This window comes from Pseudomonas acericola (SeqCode) (assembly GCF_053456465.1).
Genome location: NZ_JBRFJB010000001.1, coordinates 1,167,844 through 1,182,392 on the forward strand (window position 1 = coordinate 1,167,844; position 14,549 = coordinate 1,182,392).

Annotated in this window: 12 protein-coding genes; 4 read left to right on the top strand and 8 right to left on the bottom strand. The window is 62.5% G+C overall.

Annotated features, from left to right (window positions below; translation table 11 throughout):
* Positions 1–207 precede the first annotated feature (207 nt).
* The 3 genes from ACU688_RS05370 to ACU688_RS05380 all read left to right on the top strand — a co-directional run bounded on the left by ACU688_RS05370 (position 208) and on the right by ACU688_RS05380 (position 5,281).
* Positions 208–1,686 carry a DASS family sodium-coupled anion symporter gene (locus tag ACU688_RS05370; protein ID WP_448183925.1) on the top strand — a complete coding sequence of 493 codons (1,479 nt, stop codon included), beginning with the start codon at positions 208–210 and terminating at the stop codon, positions 1,684–1,686.
* An 809-nt stretch (positions 1,687–2,495) separates the two neighbouring features.
* Complete coding sequence (locus tag ACU688_RS05375; protein ID WP_124528793.1) at positions 2,496–4,139, top strand: MFS transporter; 1,644 nt, start codon at positions 2,496–2,498, stop codon at positions 4,137–4,139.
* A complete protein-coding gene (locus ACU688_RS05380) occupies positions 4,136–5,281 on the top strand; it encodes an HlyD family secretion protein (RefSeq protein ID WP_448183926.1) in 1,146 nt (381 codons plus the stop codon). Before ACU688_RS05375 ends, ACU688_RS05380 begins: the two co-directional genes overlap by 4 nt.
* Before the next feature lie 89 nt (positions 5,282–5,370).
* Here the strand turns inward: ACU688_RS05380 and ACU688_RS05385 are convergent, their stop codons facing one another.
* The 6 genes from ACU688_RS05385 to copC form a co-directional block, all read right to left on the bottom strand.
* Positions 5,371–6,264: an aldose 1-epimerase gene (locus tag ACU688_RS05385; RefSeq protein ID WP_448183927.1), complete on the bottom strand. Its 894-nt coding sequence runs from the start codon at positions 6,262–6,264 to the stop codon at positions 5,371–5,373.
* Positions 6,265–6,277: 13 nt separating this feature from the next.
* Positions 6,278–7,153 carry an SMP-30/gluconolactonase/LRE family protein gene (locus ACU688_RS05390; protein WP_448183928.1) on the bottom strand — a complete coding sequence of 292 codons (876 nt, stop codon included), beginning with the start codon at positions 7,151–7,153 and terminating at the stop codon, positions 6,278–6,280.
* 3 nt (positions 7,154–7,156) lie between these two features.
* Positions 7,157–7,975, bottom strand: coding sequence for an NAD-dependent epimerase/dehydratase family protein (locus ACU688_RS05395; protein ID WP_448183929.1), 819 nt, complete (start codon positions 7,973–7,975; stop codon positions 7,157–7,159).
* 230 nt (positions 7,976–8,205) lie between these two features.
* Positions 8,206–9,468, bottom strand: a complete 1,263-nt coding sequence (locus ACU688_RS05400; protein WP_448183930.1) for an OprD family porin — start codon at positions 9,466–9,468, stop codon at positions 8,206–8,208.
* A gap of 267 nt (positions 9,469–9,735) precedes the next feature.
* Positions 9,736–10,593, bottom strand: coding sequence for a copper homeostasis membrane protein CopD (gene copD, locus ACU688_RS05405; protein WP_448183931.1), 858 nt, complete (start codon positions 10,591–10,593; stop codon positions 9,736–9,738).
* A 3-nt stretch (positions 10,594–10,596) separates the two neighbouring features.
* Complete coding sequence (copC, locus tag ACU688_RS05410) at positions 10,597–10,962, bottom strand: copper homeostasis periplasmic binding protein CopC (RefSeq protein ID WP_448183932.1); 366 nt, start codon at positions 10,960–10,962, stop codon at positions 10,597–10,599.
* A 116-nt stretch (positions 10,963–11,078) separates the two neighbouring features.
* Between copC and ACU688_RS05415 the strand changes: the two genes are divergently transcribed.
* A complete protein-coding gene (locus ACU688_RS05415; protein ID WP_017737434.1) occupies positions 11,079–11,699 on the top strand; it encodes a TetR/AcrR family transcriptional regulator in 621 nt (206 codons plus the stop codon).
* A 122-nt stretch (positions 11,700–11,821) separates the two neighbouring features.
* On the opposite strand, the gene preA is transcribed toward ACU688_RS05415, so the two are convergent.
* Together preA and ACU688_RS05425 are read right to left on the bottom strand one after the other, a co-directional pair.
* On the bottom strand, positions 11,822–13,096 hold the full coding sequence (gene preA / locus ACU688_RS05420) for an NAD-dependent dihydropyrimidine dehydrogenase subunit PreA (protein ID WP_448183933.1): 1,275 nt from the start codon (positions 13,094–13,096) through the stop codon (positions 11,822–11,824).
* Positions 13,096–14,463 carry an NAD(P)-dependent oxidoreductase gene (locus tag ACU688_RS05425; RefSeq protein ID WP_448183934.1) on the bottom strand — a complete coding sequence of 456 codons (1,368 nt, stop codon included), beginning with the start codon at positions 14,461–14,463 and terminating at the stop codon, positions 13,096–13,098. The genes preA and ACU688_RS05425 overlap by 1 nt, the downstream gene beginning before the upstream one ends.
* Positions 14,464–14,549: the final 86 nt, after the last annotated feature.

Genomic DNA, 14,549 nt, shown 5'->3' on the forward strand with positions numbered 1-14,549 from the left:
ACCCAATCCCTGTGGGAGCTGGCTTGCCTGCGATGGCGGTGTATCAGTCACCCTTTCATTGACTGAACCGCCGCCATCGCGGGCAAGCCAGCTCCCACAGTTGGATGTGTGTCAGGTTCAGAATGGCAGCGATTGATACCTGTCAACACGGAGTGCGGCAATTTGAGCCATGCTTGCCGCCTGATTTAAAGGCTGACGGAGCCCGCCATGAACGCCCTCGCCACAACCGCTGCATCCTTCAAACTGCCCCTGGGCCTGGTCGTCGCCGTACTGGTGATGGCCGGGGTGCTGCTGTTGCCGCTGCCCGCCGATTTGCCGGTGGCGGGGCATCGCATGCTGGCGATCCTCGCGTTTGCCGTGGTGGTGTGGATCACCGAGGCAGTGTCCTATGAAGCCAGCGCGATCATGATCACCTCGCTGATGGCGTTCCTGCTGGGCACGGCGCCGTCGCTGCAAGACCCCACGCATCTGATCGGCACCAGCCCGGCTATCAGCATGGCGTTGACCGGGTTTTCCAACCCGGCGCTGGCGCTGGTGGCGGGTGCGTTGTTTATCGCGGCGGCCATGACCCATACGGGCCTGGACCGGCGCATTGCGCTGGTGACCTTGAGCCGGGTCGGCACCAGCACGCGGCGCATCCTGCTGGGGGCGATTGCCGTCACCATCCTGCTCAGCCTTGTCGTGCCCAGCGCCACGGCGCGCAGTGCCTGTGTGGTGCCGATCATGATGGGCGTGATCGCGGCGTTTGGCGTCGACAGGCGCTCGAACATCGCCGCCGGCATCATGATCGTGGTGGCCCAGGGCACCAGCATCTGGAACGTCGGCATCCAGACTGCCGCCGCGCAGAACCTGCTGACCGTCGGCTTTATGGACAAGATGCTCGGCCAGCGCGTGTCGTGGATCGACTGGCTGATCGCGGGCGCGCCGTGGGCGTTGATTATGTCGGCGGTGTTGCTGTTTCTGGTGCTCAAGCTGCTGCCGCCGGAGACCGACAGCATTCCCGGTGGCAAGGAGGCCGTGGCCCAGTCGCTGGTGGACATCGGCCCTATGACCGGGCCGCAGAAGCGCCTGCTGAGTGTGTCGGTATTGTTGTTGCTGGCGTGGGCCACGGAAGGGCGCCTGCATAACTTCGACACCACCTCGACCACCTATGCCGGGTTGGTGTTCCTGCTGTTGCCGGGGCTTGGCGTCATGACTTGGAAGGATGTGCAGTCGCGGATTCCGTGGGGCACGGTGATTGTGTTTGGCGTGGGCATCAGCCTTGGCACGGCGCTGCTGACGACCCAGGCCGGGCAGTGGCTGGGCGCTACGGTGGTGGCGCACACCGGGTTGGATCAGGTGGGGCCGTTGGGGGTGTTTGCGATCCTGGGGGCGTTCTTGATTCTGATCCACTTGGGGTTTGCCAGTGCTACGGCGTTGACCTCGGCGTTGCTGCCGATTCTGATTGCGGTGTTGCAGACCTTGCCGGGGGATTTCAGTCGGTTGGGCATGACGATGTTGCTGGGGTTTGTGATGAGCTATGGGTTTATCCTGCCGATCAATGCGCCGCAGAATATGGTGTGTTTGGGGACTGGGACGTTTACGGCGCGGCAGTTTGCCAAGGTGGGGATTTTGGTGACGCTGATTGGGTATGGGTTGATGTTGGTGTTTGCGGCGACTTATTGGAGTTGGTTGGGGTGGATTTGAGATCGCTGGTGTACATATCCGTTTCTTCGGTAACGGCGGCTTATGGTTCCGCCCTTACGGCGGGTCACTTTGGAAAAGCCCCAAAGTAAGCAAAGGGCTCTTGCCCCAACACTCGGCACCTCGCCTAGGCTCGGTGTGCCCGAACGAAGGCTTGAATCCGTGGGCCGCCGTCATGGGCCATCCATGGCGCGGGGCGGCTAACCCGGCGTCCTGCCGGGTTGCCCACGGATTCAAGCCTGCGTTCGGCCAGCGTGTTTGACGGGGCAAGTAAGATCAAAAGCAAGAGCGCGGCGGCCTAGTAGCCGACCGGTATTTGTCCTGGCGTTCACCATTCAACTGTGGGAACCGGTAACTGTGGGAGCTGGCTTGCCTGCGATGCAGACAACTCGGTACATCAGGCACACCCAGTCGATGCCATCGCAGGCAAGCCAGCTCCCACAGGGGAGCGCGCATGCTTCATAGATCAGGCCGGCTGTCAGGCCGCCTCGCTTTGTTTTTGATTTTGATCTTAGGCGCCCCCCAAATCCATGTCGGATTACGGGCACACCGAGCCTAGGCGAGGTGCCGAGTGTTGGGGCAAGAGCCCTTTTGGTTACTTTTGGGGCTCTTTTCCAAAAGTGACCCGCCGTAAGGGCGGAACCATAAGCCGCCGTTACCGAAGAAAAGGATATGTACCCTGAAAAACCACTATCCCAGGTAAGCCCCCACAGAAAAGCACACCCAAGATGGCAAGATAACCGCCCCTCAGGTTTACTACGCTCTGAGTAGGGTTTTACCGACATCCCACGTCGGGTCATCTAGGCCATCGAATGAACAACTACACCCCCCGCACCTGGCAGCCCCACGAGCGCCCGAGCCTGCCCGGTTCGCCGTCGACGCCGTTGCACCCCACGCACAAGCGATGGCTGTTCGCGCTGGTCGGCGTGCTGGTGGCAATCACCGGCGGCCTGGGCAACGCGCTGGTCATCGCCAACCTGCAATACCTGCAAGGCGCCCTCGGTGCGACCACCGCCGAAATGGCCTGGCTGCCCGCCGCCTATGTCATGACCAACGTATGCATGAACCTGCTGCTGGTGAAGTTCCGCCAACAGTTCGGCCTGCGCGCGTTTACCGAAGTGTTCCTGGTGTTGTACGCACTGGTGACCTTCGGCCATTTGTTCGTCAACGACCTCAGCTCGGCCATTGCGGTGCGCGCGGCCCACGGCATGGTCGGCGCGGCGCTGAGTTCGCTGGGCTTGTACTACATGATCCAGGCATTCCCGGCCAAGTGGCGCTTGAAGGCGCTGGTACTGGGCTTGGGCACGGCGCAGCTGGCCTTGCCGCTGGCGCGGTTGTTCTCCGAGGATTTGCTGCAAATCGCCGAGTGGCGCGGCTTGTACCTGTTTGAGCTGGGCATGGCGCTGATCTGCCTGGGCTGTGTGTTCCTGCTCAAGTTGCCGCCCGGCGACCGCTTCAAGACCTTTGAGAAACTCGACTTCCTCACCTTCGCGATCCTCGCCACCGGCGTCGCCTTGCTGTGTGCGGTGTTGTCCCTGGGGCGGATCGACTGGTGGCTGGAAGCCCCGTGGATCGGCGTGGCCTCGGCCTGTTCCCTGGTGCTGATCATGGCCGGCCTGGCCATCGAGCATAACCGCGCCAACCCGATGCTGATGACCCGTTGGCTGGGCAGTGGGGTGATGATCCGCCTGGCGTTGGCGGTGATCCTGATCCGCATGGTGCTGTCCGAGCAGTCCACCGGCGCGGTGGGGTTCATGCAAATGCTCAACATGAGCTACCAGCAGATGCACACGCTGTACGTGGTGATGCTGGCCGGGGCGATCGCGGGGCTTGCGGTCAGCGCGTTGACGATCAACCCGGCGCACTTGTTGATGCCGCTGGTGATCTCCCTGGCGTTGATGGCGACGGGGTCGGTGATGGACAGCTTCTCCAGCAACCTGACTCGCCCGCAGAACCTGTATATCAGCCAGTTCCTGCTAGGCTTCGGCGGGACGTTCTTCCTCGGGCCGACCATGGTGCTGGGCACCAAGAACGTGCTGACCAACCCGCGCAACCTGGTGAGTTTTTCGGTGATGTTCGGCATTTGCCAGAACCTTGGCGGCCTGATGGGCGCGGCGCTGTTGGGCACGTTCCAGATCGTGCGCGAGAAGTTTCATTCGAGCATGATCGTCGAACACCTGAGCCTGCTCGACCCGCGTGTGGCCGCGCGGGTGTCGAGCGGCGGCTCGGCCTATGGCGGGGTGATTGCCGACCCGGAATTGCGCAACCTCATGGGCATCCGCAGCCTGGCAACCGCAGCCACCCGTGAAGCGAACGTAATGGCCTACAACGATGTCTTCATGCTGATCGCGATCATCGCGATACTGACCATGATCTGGATTTTTATCCGCAGTCTGTGGCTGATGAGCACCACGAAAGCAGCCACTCCCGTTCAACCCAGCGGCGCACCTCAATGACCGAACCTTCAACGACCACCACCACCGCCATCGCGGCGACGCCGGAAGGCAGCACACCGCCTGGTGCGGTGCCCACCGAATTGCGACCGTTGCGGGTGCGCATCCTCTCGTCCCTGGGCTTTGCCGCCATCGCCGTGGTCGGCGTGCTGATCGTGCTCTATGCCTGGCAATTGCCGCCGTTCAGCAGCGCGGTGGAAACCACCGAAAATGCCCTGGTGCGCGGGCAAGTGACGATCATCGGGCCGCAGCTCGCTGGTTATGTGTTTGAAGTGCCGGTGCAGGATTTCCAGTACGTGAAGGCCGGCGACCTGCTGGTGCGCCTGGATGATCGGATCTACAAGCAGCGCCTGGACCAGGCGCTGGCCCAACTGGCGGTGCAGAAGGCCGCGCTGGCCAATGTGGTGCAACAGCGCAACAGCGCCGAGGCCACCATCAAGCTGCGCCAGGCAGCGTTGGCGGACAGCGAGGCGCAGGCGCGTAAAAGCACCGCCGACTTGCGCCGCAACGAAGAGCTGATCAGCGATGGTTCGGTGTCCCGGCGCGAGCTAGACGTGACCCGTGCGGCGAATGCGCAGACCATCGCGGCCGTCGCGCAAGCCCAGGCCAGCCTGGAAATCGCGCGGCAGGATTTGCAGACGGTGATCGTCAATCGCGGCTCCCTGGAAGCGGCGGTGGCCAGTGCCGATGCGGCGGTGGAACTGGCGCGCATCGATCTGTCCAACACGCGCATCACCGCGCCGCGTGACGGCCAGTTGGGGCAGATTGGCGTGCGCCTCGGCGCCTACGTCAACTCTGGCGCGCAGCTGATGGCGCTGGTGCCGCCGCAGTTGTGGGTGATCGCCAATATGAAAGAAACCCAGATGGACAATGTGCAGGTCGGCCAGCCGGTGACGTTCACCGTGGATGCGTTGAACCACCGCAAGTTTCACGGCACGGTGCAGCATATTTCGCCGGCCACGGGGTCCGAGTTCAGCCTGTTGCAGGCGGACAATGCCACCGGCAACTTTGTGAAGATCGCCCAGCGCGTGCCGGTGCGGATTACGGTGGATCCTGATCAGGAGCAGAGCGAGCGGCTAAGGCCGGGGTTGTCGGTGGTGGTCAGTATCGACACCGCAGGGCGCCTCAAGAACAGCCCACCCTGACACTGACACAACAGCGATCAAAAACTGTGGGAGCTGGCTTGTCGGGTCGCCGCATCGCTGCGATAGCTATCTGTCAGTTGATGCACCTTTTACTGATGTACCGCTATCGCAGGCAAGCCAGCTCCCACAGTCGGAATGTATTTCAGGTTGAACTGTAGGTGTGCCGACTGGCCATGCTCCAGCAGCTTCAACCCCGGTTTTCCGGGCAGGTGATGCGCATTCACCGGATGACTCACCGGCTCGATGCAAAAGAACCCCAACCCCGGCGGGCAATACAGCAGGAAATAATCCGCACCGCTGGCCTGGCATTCCAAGGCATAACCCAGCTCCGGTTGCTCGATCTGGCAATGCCCATCCCACTGGCAAAAACCGTTATCCACCAGACCTTCAGGCAAGGCCTTGAGCTGCTGGAAATCCCACTCCGCCGGGACCGGCGCCAGCCCGGTAGGCAGTTTGGACGCATCGCTCAGCCACACCTGCGAAGCCTTGGCCTGTAACCGCGTGCCCGGTTGGCGCGGCAGATACGGGTGCAACCCCAAGCCATGCCATGCGGGTTTTTCGGCGAGGTGCGTGACCGTCAACGCAATGCTCAGCTCACCGTTCACCAGTCGAAACCGTTGCTCGGCACGATAGGCAAACGGCGTATCGCACATCACCTCCAGCATCACTTCATCCACCGACTGGCTGACCACTTGCCACGCCTGTTGCCACGCCGAGCCATGGATCGGCAACGGGTCAGTCAGGCTGTTGGCCGACAGGGCCAGCCAGCCGTCGGGGTTGTCGAAACCGCCCTCGGCAATCCGGTTGGACCAGGGCGCCAACGGATAACACCCCAGCTTGCCCGGAAGGCCCGTGCTCACCGCCTGTTCGTCGCTATGGCGCAGCAACGGTTGGCCGCTGGCGATGACGTGCCAGTTGACGATGCTGCCGCCAGTGGTCGGGGCCAGGGTGAGGCGGGTGAGGGCGTCTTGGAGTTCGATCATCAGGGCTATCCCATCAGAGAGTGAAAGTCGGCTCGGCCAAGCCCTGCACGCCAGGATTGAGGGCAAACACGCCGCCGGACAGCGACTGTTCGCTCTGATCATCACGGATCGAGGTGACGAACAAGGTGTCCAGCCGGCTGCCACCAAACGCGCACATGGTGGGTTTTTTCACCGGCACGCTGAGGGAGCGGTCGAGGCGCCCGTCGGGGGTGAAGCGATGGATCAGCCCGGCGTCGTTGGCGCAGATCCAGTAGCAACCGTCGGCGTCCACCGCAGCGCCGTCGGGGCGGCCGGGGTGTGGGTGCATGTCCACGAACACGCGGCGGTTGGACGGCGTGCCGCTGTCGATGTCGTAGTCGAACGCCCAGATGTGCTGCACCAGCGGGTGCGAGTCGGAGGCGTACATCGTGCGCCCATCGGGGCTGAAGGCCAGGCCGTTGAGGGTGATGAAACCATCCAGCGCGGCATGGGGCGCCTGGCCCGCCGCGTAGCGATAGAGGACGCCCTCGGCGGCATTCAAGCCCATGTTCAGCACCATGCTGCCGGCCCAGAAGCGACCCTGGCGATCACAGCGACCATCGTTCAGGCGCATGTCGGCGCGAGGGTGTTCGACCTTGGCCAGGCGCGTGGCGTCGAGGCTGCCATCGTTGTGCGCAGTCAGTTGGAAGAAGCCGCTCTCCATTCCCGCGATCCAGTTGCCCGTGGTGGTGCGGGCAATGCAGGCGAGCATCTCAGGGGCTTTCCAGGCGGCGACGTGGCCGCTGGCGGCGCTCCAGCGTTGCAGGCCGCCGTTGGGGATGTCCACCCAGTACAGCGCGTTTTCTTCCGGCACCCACACCGGGCATTCGCCCACGGCGTTGCGTGCATCGACAATCAATTCAGCCGTCATCGGTCAGTCCCCAAAAGGCCCGGCTGCGCAGAACGCGCCGCCCTGGTAGACCTTGGCCGGATCATCGGCGGCCACCGGGGGCTGCGTCTCGACCTGGGCGCGGAACACTTCGGAATTGTCCTTGGGCGCGTAGCCCAGGTGCGCGGCGTAGCGGTTGTCCCACCAGGTGTCGAGGTTGTCGGACATGCCGTAGACCACGGTATGGCCGACGTCTGGCGTGTACAGGGAGCGTTCCAGCAATTGGGTCAGGTCGTCGAAGCTCAGCCAGGTGTGCATCATCCGGCGGTTCTGCGGCTCGGGGAACGAGGAGCCGATGCGGATGCTCACGGTCTGGATGCCGTAGCGATCGAAGTAGAAGCTGGCCATGTCTTCGCCGTAGGACTTGGACAGGCCGTAGTAACTGTCCGGGCGACGCGGCGAGTGGGCGTCAAGGATTTCGCCCTGTTTGTGGAAGCCGATCACATGGTTGGAACTGGCGAAGATCACGCGCTTCACACCATGCCGGCGCGCGGCTTCGTAGATGTGGAATATGCCGCTGATATTGGCGCCGAGCACTTCTTCGAAGGAGCGCTCAACCGAGACGCCGCCGAAGTGCAGGATCGCGTCCACGCCTTCCACCAGGTGGTGCACGGCCTGTTTGTCGGCGAGGTCGCAGGGTTGCACTTCTTCGCTGTCATCGGTGGCTGGGGCCATCTCGGCGATGTCCGACAGGCGCAGTACGTGGGCGTAAGGGCGCAGGCGTTCACGCAGGACTTTGCCGAGGCCGCCAGCGGCACCGGTGAGCAACAGGCGGTTGAAGGGAACGGCAGGGGTGGTGGTCATGGGCGGGTCCATTGTTGTTGTAGGTTGTCGTATGACTGTGATGGAGTATCGGTATTGATTCCCGGGGTTGTCAATGTCCCCTTGGATGAACGAGGTCCTCTGTGGGAGCTGGCTTGCCTGCGATAGCGGTGGATCAGAACCCGCTATGTGGCTGACCCACCGCTATCGCGGGCAAGCCCGCTCCCACAGGGGCACAGTGGTGTTTGGCAGGGGGCGGTAGACTTGAGGCCTTACAACAATGAAATCGGGTAACTGATGAAAATCCGGTTCTCATCGAACTCATTGTTGCTGAAATCCCGGCGCATGGTCGAGTTGCGCCACTTCACATTCAGGTTTTTCAGCGCGCCACTTTGCACGGTGTAAGCCAGTTCCGATTCACGGCCCCATTCCTTGCCGTCGGTGATCGCCCCGGTGTGCACATTACTGCCGCTGATATAGCGATTCATCATCGTCAGCCCCGGCACGCCCAGCACGACGAAGTTGAAGTCATGCCGCAACTGCCAGGATTTTTCCCTGGCGTTGTCATAGCTGGCGTTGTAGCTGTCGTTGGCCAGGGTGCCGCCGCTGGTGCCGTTGACCTTCATCCACACGCTGTTGCCGGTGAGTTTCTGCAGGCCCACGTAGAAGGTGTTGCCGCCGTAGCGCGCCGAGAGCAGGGCGAAGGTGGTCTTGTTGTCGAGGTCGCCGGCCAGGGCGCTGCCGTCTTCCTTGCCGTTGAAGAAGCCGAGGTTGGCGCCCAGGGTCCAGTCGCCCACGGGTTGGCTGTGGGTGAGGTTGAGGTATTGCTGCTGGTAGATGTCGGTGAGTTCGGCGTACCACAGGCCGACCTGGGTGCGTTTGTCGTTGAAGGTGTATTCGCCGCCGCCGAAGTTGAAACGGTCCGAGGTGAAGGCGGCTTTGCCGTTCATGAACATGTCTTCCATGCTCGCGTCGTTGCGTGGGCTGTTGCCACGGAACTGGCCGCCGTAGAGGGTCAGGCCGGCGATTTCGTTGGAGGTGACCTGGCCGCCACGGAAGGTCTGCGGCAGGGAGCGGCCGTCGTCGGAGCGCAGGATCGGCAACACGGGCATCCATTCGCCCACCTTCAATTCCGTCTTCGACAGCCGGGTCTTCAGCGCCACCCCCAGGCGCCCGAAGTTGTCGGCCGGGCGGCCGTCGCTATGGATCGGCAGCAACTGGGTGCCGCCGGTGCCTTTGCCGCCGTCGAGCTTTTGCGAGTACAGGCCCAGCACATCGATGCCGAAGCCCACGGTGCCTTGGGTGAAGCCGGACTTGGCGTCGAGAATGAAGTTCTGCGTCCACTCCTCGGCCTTGGCTTGCGGATTGCTCGGGTTGGTGAAGTTGCGGTTGAAGTAGGCGTTGCGCAGGTTAAGCGTGGCCTTGGCATCGTCAAGAAAACCGTCGGCCTGGGCGCAGAGGGGTAGGGCGGCGCTTAGGCTGCCAAGACCGATAAGGCCCAGGCGTGCGCAGGAATGGCGGGCGAATTGACTCACAGTGGAGCTCCCTTTCTTTTGTTGTTTTTATTATTTGTCGTACGTCGTCGTACAACATTAGGGGCGATATTTGCGGGGTTTACGGGGCTTGTCAACAATAAGTTATACGATGACTAGGTTGCCACTACTCAAAAGTGAACGCGATCACTGTGGGAGCTGGCTTGCCTGCGATGCAGGCACCTCGGTACATCGGGCACACCCAGTTGATGCCATCGCAGGCAAGCCAGCCCCCACAAATGCGGGCTCCAATGTAAGAGTGGGTGATCTTTAGTTCGCCATGACCATCGGCGGCAAGGTTCCCAATAGGGAGACGGCGGCAACCGCCGCAATCCCCAACAGCCACTCCAGCAACACACTGGCCTTCAAGCTCGCGAGGCGTTCGTCACAGCGTTCGATCCGCAACCGGTTCAACAGCGCCAGGGCCAGCATGCCCAGCACCAGCATGACCTTGATCAGCAGAATCAAGGCAAAGCCGCTGAACAAGGGCGTCGGCCACAGTTGCCCGGTCAGCACGCGCACGTTGATCAACCCGGTCACCAACAAGCCCGCAACCAGGCCATAACCTACCCCGCTGAACCTCCGCAGGATTGGCTCCAGCGCATGGCCCTCAGGTTGGCGCAGGATCAACACCAGCACCAACAACCCACCGAGCCATGCGCCGACGCACGCCAGATGAACCACCTGGTTGAGGATCAGCAAGCGCCCGCTGAGCCCATCGAGCATGGCGCCGTGGCCCACGGGCGCCAGGGTCACCAGCAGCAGCGCAAGCAACGGCAGGCGCAACGCCGGCCAGGGCTTGGCCAGTGCAATCACCAGCATCAGGTTGAACAGCAGGTGCCAGGTCCACACCTGGCCAAAAAAGGTCTTGCCCAGCACCAGCTGCACGGTGGCCGGTTGCAGCGCCGCGTCCCAACTGCCGGCCATGCTGGCGGTAATCAGCAGCAACCACGTCACCCCCGATAACAAACCGATCCAGGCCAGCCCCCGGGTGATGCGCAGCAGCTGCCGGTCCAGCGCCGGTTGCGGCCCGGCACCGAGTAGCAGGGGCCTGAACACGCAAGCCCCGAACATCAGCAGCACGACGATGAAATGCACAAAGCGGCACAGCACCAACAGGGTTGCCATGGGTTATTGGCCGACCTTGAAGCTGTATTCGCCGTTGCTCTTGTGGGTGTCGACCGACACCGCGTTCCACACCACCTTGTAGTTGCCGGCGGCCAGCGGCGCGGCCGGCGTGACCACCAGGGTTTTCTTGTCGGCGTCTGGGGTTTCCAGGCCTTTGATGGCGATTTCGGTGCCGTCCTTGCTCAGGGAGACTTTGGTGAAGGTGGCTTCTACGCCTTCGCTGAAGGTCAGGCGCAGATCGGCCGGTGCGGCGACGGTGCTGTCGGCGGCCGGCGTGGTGCTTTTCAAATGGGCGTGGGCAAAGGCCGTCGAAGCGCCCAGCAGCGAGGCGAGCAGGGCGACGGTGGTCAGGGTCTTTTTGATCAACATTGTGCAATACCAATCAATGGGGAGAAGGGCGCAGTGTACGAAGTTTCAGTATGGCCTGTCGCCGCGATCTAGAGCCGGTGGTAGTCTCTAACCCATGTTGTTGTCGGGGAGCCCTTATGGGCAATCACAAGAGTGGCATTCGTCGGGTCAACGTCGAAAAAATCCTGCTGGCGGCGGAGAAGGTCTTCGCCGAGAAGGGCTATGGCAGCACCGCCATGGCCGACATCGCCGAAGAAGTGCAACTGCCGCGCTCCAACCTGCATTACTACTTCACCACCAAGAGCGAGCTGTACAGCGCGGTGCTGTTCGACCTGCTGGACCTGTGGAAGCAGGACGCCTTGAGCTTTGAAACCTTCGATGATCCGCGCGTGGTCCTCAGCAGCTACATCCGCGCCAAGATGCAGCGCTCGCGCACGCGGCCGTATGGCTCCAAGGTCTGGGCCAATGAAATCATCCACGGTGCGCCGACCCTCGGTGAGGCGTTGGATGCGAGCCTGTACGACTGGGCCAAGATGAAGGAGGCGAAGATTCGCCAGTGGGTGGAAGACAAACGCATCCTGCCGGTGGAGCCGTCGAGCCTGCTGTATATGATCTGGGCGTCGACCCAGCACTATGCCGACTTTGATCACCAAGTGAAGATTTTGAATGATCACCAGCCGTTGTCGGACAGGCAGTTTGAGAAGGCGATCCAGACGGTGACGGGGGTGATTTTGCGGGGGATTGGGTTGGAGCCCTGAGTCTTGTGGTGATGCTGATGGCCTCATCGCAGGCAAGCCAGCTCCCACAGTTGACCGCGTTTCGTCTGAAGGAATGCAGTCGAATGTGGGAGCTGGCTTGCCTGCGATAGCAATCTAAAAGGCTACACAGCCTCCCGATACGGATTACGCGGGTCCTGCGTCCAATTCAGAAACGGCTTGCCCGTATCCACCGCCACCATCTCGATACAATCCGCCACCGGGCAGGTGATCTGGCACAGGTTGCAACCCACGCACTCCTCATCAATCACCTCGTAGACATGGGTCCCATCCGCCTGTTTCAAACTGGCAATGGCCTGGTGCGACGTGTCCTCACAGGCAATATGGCAACGCCCACACCCAATGCACGCCGCCTGGTCGATCTTCGCAATCACCTGATAGTTGATATCCAGGTACTTCCAGTCCGTGGTATTGCCCACCGCTCGCCCGGAGAATTCCTGCAAGCTCTTGTAGCCTTGACTGTCCATCCAGCGCGACAACCCGTCCTTCATCTCGTCGACAATACGAAACCCATGCAGCATCGCCGCCGTGCACACCTGCACCGCGCCGCAGCCGAGGGCAATGAACTCCGCTGCGTCGCGCCAGTTTCCGATGCCGCCGATGCCGCAGATCGGCAGGCCTTGGGTCTGCGGGTCGCGGGCAATCTCGGCGACCATGTTCAACGCGATGGGCTTGACCGCCGACCCGCAGTAGCCGCCGTGGGTGCTCTGGGTGCCGACCATCGGCAGGGCGACCATGCGTTCCAGGTCGACGCTGGTGATGGAATTGATGGTGTTGATCAGCGACACCGCATCCGCACCACCACGATACGCCGCCCGCGCGGCGACGCGGATGTCGGTGATGTTCGGCGTGAGCTTGACGATCACCGGCAGCGAGCAATACGTCTTGCACCAGCGTGTCACCTGTTCCACATATTCGGGCACCTGGCCCACCGCCGCGCCCATGCCGCGTTCGGGCATGCCGTGGGGGCAGCCGAAGTTCAGCTCGATGCCGTCGCAGCCAGTGGCTTCCACCAGCGGCAGGATGTTTTTCCAGGATTCTTCCACGCACGGCACCATCAGCGAGACGATCAGCGCGCGGTCGGGCCAGTCCTTTTTCACCTGGGTGATTTCCCGCAGATTGATCTCCAGCGAGCGGTCGGTAATCAACTCGATATTGTTGATGCCCAGCACTTCACGGTTGGCACCGTAGTGCGCCGAGTAGCGCGAGGACACGTTGACCGCTGCCGGGTCTTCGCCGAGGGTTTTCCACACCACGCCGCCCCAGCCGGCTTCGAAGGCGCGGACCACGTTGTAGGCCTTGTCGGTGGGTGGCGCGGAGGCCAGCCAGAACGGGTTGGGGGCTTTGATACCGGCAAATACAATCGAGAGATCGGCCATTACGCAGCCTCCACAGTCAGCATGAGTTGGGCGTGCATGGCCTCGGCGGCCAGCTTGCCGTGTTGCACCGCCTGCACGGTGAGGTCCTGGCCGAGGCTGACGCAATCGCCACCGGCATACACCCCGGGAATGCTGGTGCGCAGGTGCTCATCGACAAAAATTCGCTCGCCGACGCGCTGCAGTTGCTGGGCCAGCGGGTCATGCAATGCCTCGCTGTCAAAACCTTGGCCGATGGCCTTGAAGATCGCATCGGCGGCCAGCTCGAAGGTCTCGCCGGTGGGGTGCAGGCGGCCGTTTTCCATGCGTGTGCGCAGGAAACGCATGCCGCGTACGTGGCCCTGGTCATCCAGCAGGATTTCTTCGGGTTGGGCCCAGGTCAGCAGGCGGACCTGGTTGGCCTTGGCGATGTCCTGCTCATGGTGGGTGGCGCCCATGTCCGCCACGCCACGGCGGTACACGAGGTTGACATCGCGGGCGCCGAGGCGGGCCATCTGCACGGCCATGTCGATGGCAGTGTTGCCGGCGCCGAGCACGATGCAGCGGTCGGCCAGGGGCAGTTGGGTGAGGTCGTCGGTTTGGCGCAGTTCGCGGATGTAGTCGGTGGCGGCGAGCAGGCCGGGGGCGTCTTCATGGGGCAGGCCGAGCTGCTTGCTCGCGGCCAGGCCGAGGCCAAGGAACACCGCGTCGAATTGCTGGTGCAGTTCGCTCAACGTGAGGTTGTCGCCCAGGCGCTGGCCGTGGCGGATCTCGATGCCGCCGATCTGCAGGAGGAAATCCAGTTCCTTCTGCGCAAAATCATCCACCAGCTTGTACTTGGCGATTCCGTATTCATTCAGGCCCCCGGCTTTTTCCCGCGCTTCGAAGATCACCACGTCATGGCCGTGCAGGGCACTGCGATGGGCGCAGGCCAAACCTGCCGGCCCGGCGCCCACGACCGCGATGCGTTTGCCGGTGGCGGCGGCGCGGTGGAACGGGTGTTCGCTGAAGTGCGCGTTATCCACGGCATAACGTTGCAGCAGGCCGATCAGCACCGGCGCGCATTCTTCGGCGTTGTTGCGCACGCAGGCTTGCTGGCAGAGGATCTCGGTGGGGCAGACGCGGGCGCAGCTGCCGCCGAGGATGTTGGCCGATAGGATCTTCTGCGCGGCACCTTGCACGTTGTCGGTGTGGATATTGCGGATGAAGGACGGGATGTCGATCTCGCTGGGGCATGCGTTCACGCACGGCGCGTCGTAGCAATACAGGCAGCGTGAGGCCTCCAGTTGCGCCTGGCGGGCGTTGAGGGGCGGGGCCAGGTCGGTGAAGTGGCTGGCGAGGGTGGGTCCATCCTCGAAGGGATGGGGGAGGTGGGTCAGGGTCTGGATCACGGGTTTGGCCTCACTTTTCTGGATTGCCTCTGGCGGGCATTTTTGTTGTCTGCACTGGCCTCATCGCAGGCAAGCCCGCTCCCACA

Coding starts and splice junctions, on each gene's coding strand:
- ACU688_RS05370 (WP_448183925.1), top strand. CDS start 208: ATGAACGCCCTCGCCACAACCGCTGCATCCTTCAAACTGCCCCTGGGC.
- ACU688_RS05375 (WP_124528793.1), top strand. CDS start 2,496: ATGAACAACTACACCCCCCGCACCTGGCAGCCCCACGAGCGCCCGAGC.
- ACU688_RS05380 (WP_448183926.1), top strand. CDS start 4,136: ATGACCGAACCTTCAACGACCACCACCACCGCCATCGCGGCGACGCCG.
- ACU688_RS05385 (WP_448183927.1), bottom strand. CDS start 6,264: ATGATCGAACTCCAAGACGCCCTCACCCGCCTCACCCTGGCCCCGACC.
- ACU688_RS05390 (WP_448183928.1), bottom strand. CDS start 7,153: ATGACGGCTGAATTGATTGTCGATGCACGCAACGCCGTGGGCGAATGC.
- ACU688_RS05395 (WP_448183929.1), bottom strand. CDS start 7,975: ATGACCACCACCCCTGCCGTTCCCTTCAACCGCCTGTTGCTCACCGGT.
- copD (WP_448183931.1), bottom strand. CDS start 10,593: ATGGCAACCCTGTTGGTGCTGTGCCGCTTTGTGCATTTCATCGTCGTG.
- copC (WP_448183932.1), bottom strand. CDS start 10,962: ATGTTGATCAAAAAGACCCTGACCACCGTCGCCCTGCTCGCCTCGCTG.
- ACU688_RS05415 (WP_017737434.1), top strand. CDS start 11,079: ATGGGCAATCACAAGAGTGGCATTCGTCGGGTCAACGTCGAAAAAATC.
- preA (WP_448183933.1), bottom strand. CDS start 13,096: ATGGCCGATCTCTCGATTGTATTTGCCGGTATCAAAGCCCCCAACCCG.